This is a genomic window from Azospirillum sp. VT-I1, assembly GCF_055698305.1.
Genome location: NZ_CP168806.1, coordinates 283377 through 296336, shown reverse-complemented (window position 1 = coordinate 296336; position 12960 = coordinate 283377). Strand labels below are relative to the sequence as shown.

Here is a 12960-nt window from a genome sequence, read left to right as displayed (position 1 = left end):
CCTTACGATGCAGGCAGTCGGTAGAGCGTGAGGTGCAGGCGCTTGCCGGTGTTGTAGTTGAATCCCGCCAATTCAGCCAAAGGCAGCGGCGCGGCCGTGCCCAGGCTGTCGAGGAAGGCGGCCGCCTCGCGGTCCTCCACCAGGGCCAGAGCGCAGGCGCGGTCGGACAGCAGATGCTCCGCCGCACCGGCGCCGTAGACCAATCTGGTCGGCGTGCCCAGCAGGAAGACGAGGCTCGGCTCCGAATAGCCGGCGGAGGCGACGACGCTGTCCGCGCAGGGCCGGACCTGGGCGACCGCGTGGGCGGCCTGCCGGCTGACCCAGACGCCGTCGATGTTCGGCAGCACCGCGGCGTAGGTCCCGGCATAGAGCAGGGCCGCAGCGCCTACGCCGGCGGCGAGACCCGTCTGCCGCTTACCACCGAGCAGCAGATGCAGGGCGAGCGCAAAGAGCCCGCCCACCGCCGGGACCAGCGACACCGCGACCGGATCGATCCGCTGGCCGACCAGCCAGGGGATCACCGCGACCGCCAGGGTCAGCGCCCCGAAGCCGATAACGCCGAGGGCCACGGCGACGGCCGTCAGCCAGCGGCGCGGCCGTTCGCGGCTGCGGTCGAAATTGTCGAGCAGGGCCGCCGCGGCCAGGGCGGCGATGGCCGGGAATACCGGCAGCGTGTAATGCAGCAGCTTGGTCGGCACCGCCTCGAACACCAGCCAGCTCGGGACGATCCAGGCGATGCAGAAGCGCACGGCGTCCAGCCGGCGGCGCGCCCAGGTCCAGGGAACCGCCAGCAGGGCCAGGACCGACCAGGGGCCGAAGGTGACCCAGAAGGTGCCGAGGTAATAGCCCGGCGGCAGGCCCTTGCCCTCCTGCCCGCCGGACACCTTGCCCAGCATGTCGTGGCCGACGGATTCGGCGAAGAAGGCGCCCTTGCTCTTGATGGCGATGGCGATCAGCCAGGGGGCGGCGATGGCGGCGACGATGCCGAGCCCGGCCAGCGGCTTCAGCCGCTTCAGCCAGCCGGCCTCGCGGTCCCACAGGGCCAGGACCAGCGCCGTGCTGCCGGACACCAGCAGGACCATCGGTCCCTTGACCAGCACGCCGACGCCGGCGGCGATCCAGAACAGCAACGGCGCGGTCCAGGCGGCCCGCCCGGCGGGCGCCGGAGCGCGGCGGGTGAGGTACAGATGGGCCAGCACCGCCTGCCCGATCACCACGGTGGCGAGCAGGACGGCGTCGGTCTTGGCCATCCGCGCCTCTACCCCAAGCACGACGCAGGAGGCCATCATCAGCCCGGCGATGAAGCCGGCCGGACCGCCGAACAGCCGCGCCGCCGTCCAGGCGCTGCACAGCACGGCCAGGATGGCGCCCAGGAAGGACGGGATGCGGTAGGTCCAGATCAGCTTTTCGCTGCCCACGGGAACGCCGCGCACCGTCTCCGCAACCGCGGTCGCCGCGGTCTGCAGCCAATAGATGCCGACCGGCTTCTTGTAGCGCGTCTCGTCCTGGAAGCGGATGTCGACGAAGTTGCCGCTGTCCAGCATCTGGGACGACGCCTGCGCAAAGCGCGCCTCGTCCCGGTCGAAGGGCGGCAGCACGGTGAAGCCCGGCAGGAAAAGTGCTGCGGCGATCAGCGCCAGCAGCGCATAGGCCCAGACCGGCAGGGCGGCGCGCGGCGGGGTTGATGCGGTCACGATTTGCTCGGCACCGCATCGCCGGAGGCCAGCGACTTCTTGTGGGTCCAGACGAAATAGACGTTGCGGGCATAGATCACCAGACCCATCCCCTGCCCCAGCATGAAGACCGGGTCGAAGCGGTAGAAGGCATAGGCGAACAGCATCACGCCGCCGCCCAGCGAGAAGTACCAGAACAGCTCCGGCACCACGCTGCGCCGCGCCTTTTCGCTGGCGATCCACTGCACGATGAAGCGCATGGTGAACATCAGCTGGGCGAAGAAGCCGATCCCGACCCAGATCAGGTCGGTTGTGCTCTGCTCGTGGAACCAGGCCGCAGCGCGCTCTAGCATCGTAGAAATCCTGTCCCGAAAGGGTCTTGTGGTCGCAAGCGAGGGTCGGTCAGAGGCGTTCGGACACCGGCGACAGCTTCGTCCGCCGCTTCAGCCAATAGACGCCCAGCAGATCGACCACGCCGATCAGCCCGCGCCGCCAATTGTTGTATTTTGACACGCCGCGTTCGCGCGGGCGATGGTTCACCGGCACATAAGCCACCGGATGGCCGTGGGCGCGGAACAGGGCCGGCAGGAAGCGGTGCATCGCCCCGAAGAAGGGCAGGTCGAGGAAGGCGTCGCGGCGGAACAGCTTCAGGCCGCAGCCGCTGTCGGTGCAGCCGTCCTGCAGGAAGGACTGGCGGACGGCATTGGCGAATTTCGAGGCCCAGCGCTTGGACAGCGTGTCCTGCCGCTTTTTGCGCAGGCCGCCGACCAGCACCGGGGCGCCGGCCTCCCCCGTCGACACCAGGGCGAAGAGCGCCGGAATGTCGGCCGGGTCGTTCTGCCCGTCGCCGTCGAGGGTGACGACGAACTCCCCGCGCGCCGCCTTGACGCCGCTGCGCACCGCAGCGCTCTGGCCGGAGCGGCGGACATGGCGCAGCACGCGCAGCCGGCCGGCCTCAACCGCCGGGGCCAACCGCGCCTGGGTGTCGTCGTCGGACTGGTCGTCGACGAAGATGATCTCGAAGCCGCCGACCGGCGCCAGCGCCCGCTCGATCTCTTCGAGCAGCGGCAGCACGTTGTCGGCCTCGTTGAAGACGGGGACAACGACCGACAGCCGCACCGGCTGGCCGCTCTCCGGATAAATGCTCACGGTTTGCCATCCCATTCGCCAAACGGGCCGCAAATTACTCTCGCGGCGCGGCGAACGGTAGCGGAAAAGGATGAGACCGGAAGCGGGGCAGATCCCCGCTCCGGTCTCATCACCCGTGGATTGGTCCGGATTACCCCTTGTTGCCGTCCAGCGGAAGCGGGACATAGCGCAGGTCGCCGCCGCGGCTGACCAGCATCAGCAGGGTCTTGCGTCCCTGTTCCTTGGCCTTGGCGATGCGGCTTTCCAGGTCGGCAGGGGTCGCCACCGGCTCCTGACCCGCCTCGACGATGACGTCGCCCAGGTCGAGCCCGCGCTGGGACGCGACGCTGTCGCCCTCCACCTCCGTCACCACCACCCCGTCGACATCCTCGGCGATGGAGAAGGTCTCGCGCAGGCCGGGGGTGAGGGGGGCGAGCTTGAGGCCGAGCGCCGACCGGCTCTCCTCCGGCTGGGCGGAGCGGGGGGCGCCGCTCGACCCGGACATCGCCAGCTGCTGCGGCTCGTTGCGCAGTTCGCCGAGAGTGACCTGCACCGATTCCTGCTTTCCGCCGCGCAGCACGGTCAGCGGCACGTCGCGGCCGATCCCGGTCGTGGCCACCAGGCGGGGCAGCTCGCGCATCTGCTCCAGCGGCTTGCCGTTGAAGGCGGTGATGACGTCGCCCTGGCGTATGCCGGCCGAAGCGGCCGGGCTATCGGGCGACACGCTGGTGACCAGTGCGCCGCCGGTGCCGTCCATGCCCAGGCTTTCGGCGATGTCCGGCGTCACCCGCTGCACCTGCACGCCCAGCCAACCGCGCCTCACCTTGCCGCCATCCTTCAGCTGGTCGATGATCGGCTTGGCGAGCGAGGACGGGATGGCGAAACCGATGCCCACCGAGCCGCCGGTTGGCGAATAGATCGCGGTGTTGATGCCAATCACGGCGCCGTTGGCGTCATAGAGCGGACCGCCGGAATTGCCGCGGTTGATGGCGGCGTCGGTCTGCAGATACTCGTCATAGGGGCCCTGCTGGATGTCGCGGGCGCGGGCCGACAGGATGCCGGCGGTCACCGACCCGCCGAGCCCGAACGGGTTGCCGATGGCGACCACCCAGTCGCCGACCTCCACCGTCTCGCTGTCGCCCCAATGGGCGGCGGCCAGCGGCTTGTCGCTCTCGACCTTCAAAAGCGCCAGGTCGGTCGGCGCATCGGACCCCACCATCTTCGCCGGCAGCCTCCTGCCGTCATGCAGGGTGACGGAGATTTCCGCCGCGTCGGCGACGACATGGTGGTTGGTGACGATCAGCCCGGCGGGGTCGATGATGAAGCCGGACCCCAGCGCCATGCTGGGCAGGCCGCCCGGTCCGCCCCCGGTCCGCCATTGGGACCGCCGCCATTGGGGCCGCTTTCCGGTGCGCCGTTGGGCTGGCCGCCGCGCTGGCGGTTGCGGAATTCGCGGAAGAACTCCTCCAGCGGCGAACCGGGGGGCACGTCCATTCCTTCCGGCAGGCGGCCGCCGCCGGAAGCCTGCGGCGCCTGGGTGCTGGAGATGTTGACCACGGTGTCGACCTGCGTCCGGGCAAGGTCGCGGAAGGACGGCGGCGCGTAGGTGCGGCTGGCGTTGGGCGTGGCAGTGACGGCGTTCGCGGCGGGAGCCTCCTGCGCGGCGGCCGGGTCCGCGGGAAGCGCCGGCGACAGGACGGCGCCGGCCAGCAGCGCGCACAGCGCCGCGGCCGGAAAGCGGCGGGAGGGACGGGACGAACGCGGAACGGACGCATGCGGCATGGACGGTCTCCGCAAAATCGGTGGGGCGAAACGCTTGGAACCAACGGCCACCGCCCTCCGAGCCGACGGCCCCGGTGACGGTCGGAACGCCCCGTTCAGGGGAGTTCCTGAAGTTGAAACACGGCACCCCCGTCCGGGGTCCATCGCAGTTTTCAAAAGACGCCGCCACCAGTGGTTTCGGCTCCGCGGTCTTTCCCTGCAACCGGGCTTTTTAAAAATGCGCCGGCATCCATCGGGTCCCGGTAACCACCAAGCATCGTGAGCCGTTGTGACGCCGGACACAAAATCACGATTCCGTGCAAAGTTATGCTGGCATTTTTGAGAAGAGTTTCCGATAGTCATCCATACCGAAAACATCGCCCGCCAGCGTGAAGCCCCGATGCTGCCGACGCACGCGCCCGCGTGGTCACGCGTCGGAAGCGTGCGGTTCGGGTGGACATGCTGACGAATGACTGAAAATTCACTTTGGCAACCGAGCGATATAATGAACGCAGAAACCGGGAGCGAACCGGAGTCTCCCAAGAAGCGTGGCCGCATTCCGCAATCGGCGTGGCCCCAAATTCTTGAACGTTACCGCAGCGGCGCAACGCTTTCGGCCATCGCGCGCGAATTCGAATGCACCCCCAGCGCCATCTCCTACATCATCAAGAAGGCGGAGGCCGCGAGCGGCCAGGGCGATGCCGCTCACGGTGACGAGGGGCAAGGGGACGCCGGCCAGGAAAATGCCGGCCAGGGCGATGTGCAGGCGGACGACAACCAGCCGGCCGCACCGGCAGCGGAGACGTCCGCACCGGTGACCGCGGCTCCCGCCTCCCCGGCGGCCGAACCCGCTCCTGCCGCTCCGGCGGAGGCCGAGGCTCCCGCGGAACCGCGCCGGGCCGGCCGCACGGTCCGCGGCACGCTGACCCGCACTCCGCGGACGGAACCGGCGGCCGATCAGACCCCGGCGGAGACTCCCGCAGCCTCCCCCGCCCCTGCGGCACCGGCTCCGACCGAAACGCTGCGCCTGAACCGTCAGGAACCCGCGCCGGCCCCGGTGGCTCCCGCCCCCGCAGCTCCGGCTCCGGCCGCAGCGGCTCCGGCGGCGGACGCCCCGCGGACGGCCGGGCAGCCGACCCCGCCGGTGGATGCGGTCGAAGGCCGCCTGCGCGATACCGCCAAGGCCTGCATCTCCGCCTATCGCGGCTGGCGCCAGCAGCCGAGCGAGGGGACCATCCAGGCGCTGTCCGACAGCGTGCATGAACTGCGCAAGGCTCTGGCCCGCGTGGAGATCGACATGTCGGCCAGCCGTCGCGAGGAGCAGGCGATCCGCCCGATCCCGATCCCCGCGCACCGGGCATCGCGCCGCCCGAACTGAGCGGATTTTGAAAAACGGGACGCCACGCCCTTTTTCAGGACCGTCTTTCAAAAACCTCCGTCCCGTCCCCGGGGCGGAGGTTTTTTGTTGGTGCGAAAATCCGCGAAAAGGGGCTTGACGGCCACCCGATCGAAAGGCTAATCCTCTGCGCCCCGATGGAAGGGTGGCCGAGTGGTTAAAGGCAGCAGACTGTAAATCTGCCCGCGTACGCGTACGCTGGTTCGAATCCAGCCCCTTCCACCATCGCACAGGATTTCGCCGCAGCAGACCGCCCCATCCCGGCGATGTCTCCCGGCGATGCGGCGATCAGCTCCCGAAAATTTTCAAAGATCCGGCCGGCGCCGCTACAGCGGCAACGGGTCCGTCGGCGTGACGCGCGGGAAGCGCAGCGTGAAGGCGGTTCCCGCCCCCGGCGCGCTGTCCAGCCGCAGCCGGCCGCGCAGACTGCGGGTGACCAGCGTGTAGACGATGTTCAGCCCCAGGCCGCTGCCGCCGCGGTCGCGGCTGGTGGTGAAGAAGGGCTCGAACACCCGGCCATGCAAATCAGCCGGGATGCCGCGGCCGTCGTCGGCATAGACCAGTTCCACCTCCCCGTCCGACAGCGTGACCGTCACGGTCAGCCGGCCGCGCACGCCGGGATCGTAGCCGTGCAGGATGGAATTGATGACGAAGTTGGTCAGGATCTGGCTAATGACGCCGGGATAGCTGTCCAGCAGCAGGTCTTCCGGGCAATGGACGACGACGGCATGCCCGCTGCGGCGGATGCGCATCCCCAGGCTGCGCAGAACCTCGTGGATATAGTGGTTCAGCTCGAAGACGCGGCGTTCCTCGCTGGCCTGATCGACGGCGATCTGCTTGAAGCTCTGGATCAGGCGGGTGGCCCGCTCGATGTTCAACAGCATCAGCTGCGTCGCCTCGTCGGCGATGTCGATGTAGTCGGCGAAGTCGCCGCGCCGCAGGGAGCCGGCTTCGAACAGGCGGCGCAGGCTCCGCGTCTTTTCCGCCAGCAGCGAAGCGCCGGTCAGGGCGATACCGACCGGCGTGTTGATCTCGTGCGTCACGCCGGCCACGAGGGAACCGAGCGCCGCCATCTTCTCCGCCTGGATCAGCTGGACCTGCGCCTCCTTCAAATCCTGGAGGGCGCGTTCGGCCTCTTCCTTGGCGGCGCGGACCGCTTCGGCGGCGCGCACGCTCTCGGTCACGTCGGTGTGGGAGCCGACGATGCGGAAGGCCCGGCCTTCACCGCCCGCCACGGCCAGGGCGCGGGTCTCCAGGAAGACCGTCATGCCCGACCGGTGGCGGAAGCGCTGCAGCAGCCGGCTTTCGGACCGCCGTCCGGAGGCCAGTTCCTCCACCATCTCCAGCGCGGCGGCGCGGTCGTCGGCGTGGATCAGCTCCTCCCAGCGGCGGCGGCTGTTCTCCATCTCCGCCTCGCCATAGCCCAGCAAGCCCCACCATTGCGGGGAGAACCACACCTCGCCCGTGCGCAGGTCCCATTGCGAGATGCCCTCCCGCGCGGCGCGGATCGCCAGTTCGAACAGCTCGCGGCTGGCGGCCAGTTCCCGCTCGGCCTGCTTGCGCTGGGTGATGTCGGTGTAGGTGGTGACGAAGCCGCCGTCCGGCAGCGGCAGGGTCACCGTTTCGATGACCACGCCGTCGGGCCGCACACGTTCATTGTAGAAGGGCCACGATGCATTGCGGATATAGTCCAGCCGCTGCGCCACAAGGTCGTCCACGTCGCCGCGGCCGTAGCCGCCCTGTTCCGCGATGTGGCGCACCACGGTCTCGTAGGGCTGGGCGTAGCGCGGGAATTCCGGATCGATGTAGAGCAGTTCCAGAACGCGCCGGTTCCACGCCACCAGCCGCAGGTCGCGGTCGAAGGCCATCACGCCCTGACTGAGGCAGTCGAGGACCAGGCTGGTTCTGGCCCATGGCTCCCGCTCCGACGCCACCTCTGCCGGGCCGGCGGCTTCGATGGCCGTCAGCAGGCTTTCGCCCGCGTCACCCGCCCCCAACGCCAGCGTGACCGCGCTTCCGTCGGGGAATACCTGCCTCACCGCATGGCCGCGGCGCAGGTCGGCAATGGCGGACGGCCCGAGAAGGCCGGCGAACAGCCGGTCGAGCGTCGCAGCGGGCTTGGGCTCGCAGGGCGTGGGATCGCAGGCCGTAGGATCGGAGGGTGCGCCGGGCGTCGCCTCGGACGCTCCGGCGGCAGGCACGACGAACCGGGCCGCGAAGGCGGCATTGGCCCAGACCAGACGTTCGTCGGCGTCGAAGCGGGCGAACCCGGTTTCCCCCATGCGCGTGCTTACTCCCACCGCCAGTCGGGCCTGCATCCGATGCCAGCCGCAGGAGCCGGCGGGTAGAACCTGCCGGCCGGACACGCGGCGCGGATCGCAGTCCCATTCTTGTCCCTTGACGGTTGACGGGCAAGGACCATCGCACGACCGCACCCGCCGGACGCCGCCGGCGAACCCTTGATTTTACGCCGGCCCAACGCCTAATCCTGCGCCAGACAGCGAAGCGTAGCAGGCAAACCGTTGGCCGTGAAAGGATTTGCACGATGTCGGACGTCGCGGCCTATGGCAGCCTGTTCCTTGTGGCGCTGGCGGCCGCGACGATTTTTCCCGCCCAGTCGGAGCTTCTCCTGGCCGGGCTGCACGCATCGGGCAACTATAACGCCGGCCTTCTGATTCTGGTGGCCACCGTCGGGAACGTGGCGGGGTCGGCGGTCAACTGGGCGCTCGGCCGCTATCTGATGCATTTCCAGGACCGCCGCTGGTTCCCGGTGCCGCGCCGTCTGGTGGAACGGGCCACCGGATGGTATCAGCGCTTCGGCGTCTGGTCGCTCCTGCTGGCCTGGATGCCCTTCATCGGCGATCCGCTGACCCTGGTCGCGGGCATCCTGCGCGTCGACCTGCGCCTGTTCCTGCTGCTGGTCACGGTGGGCAAGCTTGGACGGTACGCGCTGCTGATAGTTGCGATATAGATCAGTATAGTCCAAGGAATATCCGTGATGCTGAGCTACCCGACACAATAATGGGCTTGTCCCCGGCAGTGCGCCCACAGTATTAACGGGACCTGGACCGCGGATCCCTCGAACCGGCGGAAAGCCTCGGGAAAGCAGGGGCTTTTCAAAATATCGGTGCAGTTTGACAGAGGTCAAACGCGCCGCACTGGTGGTCGACTATGCTCCGCGCCAACGTGGAACCGGAAATCAGGCGCAGCGACATGCCAGACGGAAGCATCGTTCAGCAGGGATCAGCCCAACCAGCCAAGGTTCCGCTGTACGAAAGCCATAAGACGATTCACCCGAAATCGGTCAAGGGGCTCTATCGCCGCCTGAAAACCGCGACCTTCTCCGTTCTTCTGGTGCTGTTCTTCATCGCGCCCTGGATCCGCTGGGAACGCGGGCCCGACGCCCCGGCCCAGGCGGTGCTGTTCGACCTGACGACGCCGCGATTCTTCCTGTTCTGGATCGAGATCTGGCCGCAGGAAATCTATTACCTCACCGGCATCCTGATCGTGGCGGCGCTGGGCCTGTTCCTGGCGACGGCGCTGGCCGGGCGCGTCTGGTGCGGCTTCGCCTGTCCGCACACGGTGTGGACCGACCTGTTCGTCTGGATCGAGCGCGTCTTCGAAGGCGACCGGGCGGAACGCATCCGCATGGAAAAGCAGCCCTGGACCACGCGCAAGATCCTGCGCAAGGCGGGCAAGCATGCCGGCTGGATGGCGCTCAGCCTCGTCACCGGATTCGGATTTCTCGCCTATTTCACTGATGCCCCGGCCCTGCTGCACGATCTGGCGACCTTCCAGGCCAGCTACGAGGCGACCTCCTTCTTCGCCATCTTCGTCGGCATGACCTACGTGATGGCCGGTTGGACGCGCGAGCAGATGTGCATGTACATGTGCCCGTGGCCGCGCATCCAGTCCGCGATGCTGGACGAGCATTCGCTGGTCGTCACCTATCAGGCCGACCGCGGCGACAACCGCGGCCCGAAGCGCAAGTCGCAGAACTGGGACGAGCGGCGCGCCCAGGGCTTCGGCGACTGCATCGACTGCGGCCAGTGCGTCCAGGTCTGCCCGATGGGGATCGACGTGCGCACCGGCGAGCAGTCGGACTGCATCAACTGCGGCCTGTGCGTGGATGCCTGCGACACCATCATGATCCAGCAGGGCCTGCCCACCCGCCTGATCGCCTTCGATTCGCTGGCGGCCCAGGACACCCGCGCGTCGGGCAAGACCTATGAATGGCACCTGATCCGTCCGCGCGTGATCGTCTATGCCCTGCTGATGCTGGTCATCGGCGGCGCCATGGCCTGGAGCTTCGCGCTGCGCCCCAGCCTGAACATCACCGTCCTGCGCGACCGCGCGCCGCTGTTCGTGACGCTGTCGGACGGGTCGATCCGCAACGCCTACACCTTCAAGGTCGCCAACAAGACCCGCCAGAACCGCTCCTACACGCTGAGCGTCGCCGGCCTGTCCAATGCCGACATCAAGGTGATCGGCGAGGCGGAGGAGGAGGGCGCCGCCCACACCGCCACCATATCGGCGGGGGCGGACAGCGTCGCCACCTACCGCGTCTATGTGACGGCCCCCCACGGGGAGGTCACCGCCGCCTCGTTGCCGCTGACCTTCCAGCTGGCGGACACCGTGACCGCCGAAAAGAACAGCCGCGACAGCGTGTTCCTGGGGCCGGCCAACCAGTAGGCCTCACCCGGAACCCTCCGTTGGCGCGGAGTCGAAAGGCGGTGGCCGGCAGATCGGCCTACCGCCTTTCGCATTTCTGCGCAAAGGGAGGCCATCCGCATGGGCAGTTTGCGCAGGCCGGACCGCCACTCACCTGACTCCCGGAACGAAGGCTGGGCAATCGGAAAACCGGGCCCGCCGGCCGGCAGCGAGGTGAACAGGCCATGCTTTTCGATTTTGAACCGTCGGGCATCAACGACACCTACCTGCGCCTGACCCGGGGCGGCGTTTCCAGCATCGTCGCCCCGGCGGGTGCGTGGAACGGCCTGCTGCGGGTCAATTACATCGTCGCCGGCGCGCCCGGCGGCGGCGAACCGCACATGATCTTCCGCAGCCTCGACGTCGGCTGGGACGACGGCCGCTTCTGCTGGAAGGGGCGTGCCGCACCGGTGATGACCAGTTCCGCCATGGTCGACATCCTGCTGGAGCGCGGACTGGTGACGGAGGCCGAGGCGGAACGGCTGCTGTTCGGCATCAACACCCCGGCGGCCGGTGCCACCTCCGACGAGGCGCTGATGATCCGCGCGCTGCTTGCCGGCTGCAGCTTCACTCCCGTCTACGAGTCGCAGCCGCTCAGCACCGAACCGCCGACCGTGGCCGGATTCGCCATGCGCACCCTGTCCGATCCGGGCGCCTACATGCTGGACGCCCGCGGCGGACTGCCCGTTCTCGACGGCGAGGCCCGCGACGCGCTGCGGCGGCTGGTCGGCGTGGTGATGTGATTCCCTCCGTCACCCCTCCTTCTTTGGTCGAAGATGGGGGAGAAAAGGGCGAAAACCCTGCCCTATGGCCGATGGACTAAACCTTCGGGCGATAGAAACTGTCACAGTGCCGCGACATTCTTACTGCAACCGCTCACAGGAGCCTGCCGCCAGCGCATCAATCCGCCCACCCCGACATCCCGTGCGAGAAAGCTGACCAGCCATGAACGCCAACCTGTCCCATCGCTGCACCGCCCTGATCGACCGCGCCCGCGCAGCCTGGCTCAGCCGGCCGCTGGCCCGCAAGCTGAGCGCCCGCAAGACCGCCGGCCGCCGCCGGATGACGATGGAACTGCTGGATCTGGAGCTTTACCGGATCGACATCGGCGGCTGAAAGGGGGCCGCACTTCACTTCAGCAGATGCTCGTACCGTGCGTCGGTCAGCGTCTTCATGAAGGCCACCAGCGCCTTGACGCGGCGGGTATCCAGCGCCGGGGCCGATTCCAGCTCCTTCCTGGACAGGTTCGCCGCCACCTCGGGCGGGCCCCAGGGCTTGCCGGTCTCCGGGTTGATCGCCGCCTTTTCCGTGCGGTTGTTGTAGTGGTCATAGAAGCGGACCACCGTTTCCAGATCCTTGAAGACGCCGTTGTGCATGTAGGGGCCGGTCACGGCGACGTTGCGCAGGCTGGGTGTCTTGAACCTGCCCTCGAACGCCGGCTTGGCCGCGGCGGGATTGTCGCGCAGGCCGCGGTCGGCGAAGCTCGCTGGCTTGCCCGACGCTTCGCGCAGGGCCGGGTTCGCCGGCACGCCGATGTTGTGGTGTTCGTAGTTGGTGAACATCTCCCCGGCGGCGGCCGGCATCGGCTTCAGCTTGTGGCACTGGTTGCAGTTGGTGAACTGGGTGGAGAAGAACAGGGTCATGCCCAGATCCTCCTCCGGCGTCATCTTGTATTCGCCGCGCAGATGGCGGTCGTATTTCGAATCGAAGGGCGCGAAGCGGTCGGTCTTCTCGAAGGCGGCGAGGCTGTCGCTCATCGCGTCATAGGCGCGCTCCGCATCGTCCAGCACGCCGGTGCCATAGAGCGCCACGAAGGCGCGGGCATAGTCCGGGTTCTCGGCCAACCTGTCGCGCGCCTGCTCCTTGGAGGTCAGCCCCATCTCCGCCGGGTTCAGCGGCGGGCCGCCGGCCTGATCCTTCAGGGTCGCGGCGCGGCCGTCCCAGAACTGTCCGCCGATCGCCTTGCCGTCGGCGGTGATGTGGAAGGCGGGCGTGAAGGCGGCATAGCCCGCCGTCGGCGCGTTGCGGTCGCCGACCGACTTACCGTTGTCGCCGACGGATGCCGCCCCGCCGGCACCGCCGGTGCGCGGATCGGCGAAGCCGAAATCGGGATTGTGGCAGTCGGAACAGGCCTGGGTGCGGTTGGCCGACAGATTATGGTCGGAAAACAGCGCCTCCCCCAGCTTCTCCTTCGTCGACAGATCCGCCGCGAGGGCGGACCCGCCCCCGGCCAGTCCGGCCGACAGAAGCACCAGCGCGAGCGCGCGGCGAGGCAGGGGAAGGGGGTGACGG

At 68.4% G+C, this 12960-nt stretch carries 12 protein-coding genes and 1 tRNA gene; 6 read left to right on the top strand and 7 right to left on the bottom strand.

Going from position 1 to position 12960, the window contains the following annotated elements; translation table 11 throughout:
- Positions 1–2 precede the first annotated feature (2 nt).
- From AB8P05_RS29865 to AB8P05_RS29845, 5 genes are all read right to left on the bottom strand, one after another.
- Positions 3–1694 (bottom strand): ArnT family glycosyltransferase, encoded by a 1692-nt coding sequence (locus tag AB8P05_RS29865; protein WP_472762003.1) that lies wholly within the window; start codon positions 1692–1694, stop codon positions 3–5.
- Positions 1691–2026 (bottom strand): lipid-A-disaccharide synthase N-terminal domain-containing protein, encoded by a 336-nt coding sequence (locus tag AB8P05_RS29860; protein WP_149222695.1) that lies wholly within the window; start codon positions 2024–2026, stop codon positions 1691–1693. Before AB8P05_RS29860 ends, AB8P05_RS29865 begins: the two co-directional genes overlap by 4 nt.
- Positions 2027–2075: 49 nt before the next feature.
- Entirely contained in the window at positions 2076–2837 is a 762-nt protein-coding gene (locus tag AB8P05_RS29855; RefSeq protein ID WP_455175749.1) for a glycosyltransferase family 2 protein, read from the bottom strand.
- A gap of 115 nt (positions 2838–2952) precedes the next feature.
- Entirely contained in the window at positions 2953–4143 is a 1191-nt protein-coding gene (locus AB8P05_RS29850) for a Do family serine endopeptidase (protein WP_472762002.1), read from the bottom strand.
- Positions 4101–4583, bottom strand: coding sequence for a hypothetical protein (locus AB8P05_RS29845; RefSeq protein ID WP_472762001.1), 483 nt, complete (start codon positions 4581–4583; stop codon positions 4101–4103). The genes AB8P05_RS29850 and AB8P05_RS29845 overlap by 43 nt, the downstream gene beginning before the upstream one ends.
- Positions 4584–5067: 484 nt before the next feature.
- Between AB8P05_RS29845 and AB8P05_RS29840 the strand changes: the two genes are divergently transcribed.
- The gene (locus AB8P05_RS29840; protein WP_472762000.1) at positions 5068–5940 is read left to right on the top strand and encodes a hypothetical protein; all 873 of its coding nucleotides are present in this window, start codon (positions 5068–5070) and stop codon (positions 5938–5940) included.
- 157 nt (positions 5941–6097) lie between these two features.
- Positions 6098–6183, top strand: a tRNA-Tyr gene (locus tag AB8P05_RS29835).
- 101 nt (positions 6184–6284) lie between these two features.
- Here the strand turns inward: AB8P05_RS29835 and AB8P05_RS29830 are convergent.
- Entirely contained in the window at positions 6285–8240 is a 1956-nt protein-coding gene (locus AB8P05_RS29830) for a PAS-domain containing protein (RefSeq protein WP_472761999.1), read from the bottom strand.
- 263 nt (positions 8241–8503) lie between these two features.
- On the opposite strand from AB8P05_RS29830, the gene AB8P05_RS29825 reads away from it, so the two are divergent.
- The 4 genes from AB8P05_RS29825 to AB8P05_RS29810 all read left to right on the top strand — a co-directional run bounded on the left by AB8P05_RS29825 (position 8504) and on the right by AB8P05_RS29810 (position 11784).
- Complete coding sequence (locus tag AB8P05_RS29825) at positions 8504–8929, top strand: YqaA family protein (RefSeq protein ID WP_472761998.1); 426 nt, start codon at positions 8504–8506, stop codon at positions 8927–8929.
- A gap of 242 nt (positions 8930–9171) precedes the next feature.
- Positions 9172–10650: a cytochrome c oxidase accessory protein CcoG gene (ccoG, locus tag AB8P05_RS29820; protein ID WP_472761997.1), complete on the top strand. Its 1479-nt coding sequence runs from the start codon at positions 9172–9174 to the stop codon at positions 10648–10650.
- 203 nt (positions 10651–10853) lie between these two features.
- Positions 10854–11411, top strand: a complete 558-nt coding sequence (locus tag AB8P05_RS29815) for a hypothetical protein (RefSeq protein ID WP_455175755.1) — start codon at positions 10854–10856, stop codon at positions 11409–11411.
- A gap of 202 nt (positions 11412–11613) precedes the next feature.
- The gene (locus tag AB8P05_RS29810; RefSeq protein ID WP_472761996.1) at positions 11614–11784 is read left to right on the top strand and encodes a hypothetical protein; all 171 of its coding nucleotides are present in this window, start codon (positions 11614–11616) and stop codon (positions 11782–11784) included.
- Between the two features lie 14 nt (positions 11785–11798).
- Here the strand turns inward: AB8P05_RS29810 and AB8P05_RS29805 are convergent, their stop codons facing one another.
- Positions 11799–12914 carry a cytochrome-c peroxidase gene (locus tag AB8P05_RS29805; RefSeq protein ID WP_472762009.1) on the bottom strand — a complete coding sequence of 372 codons (1116 nt, stop codon included), beginning with the start codon at positions 12912–12914 and terminating at the stop codon, positions 11799–11801.
- Positions 12915–12960: the final 46 nt, after the last annotated feature.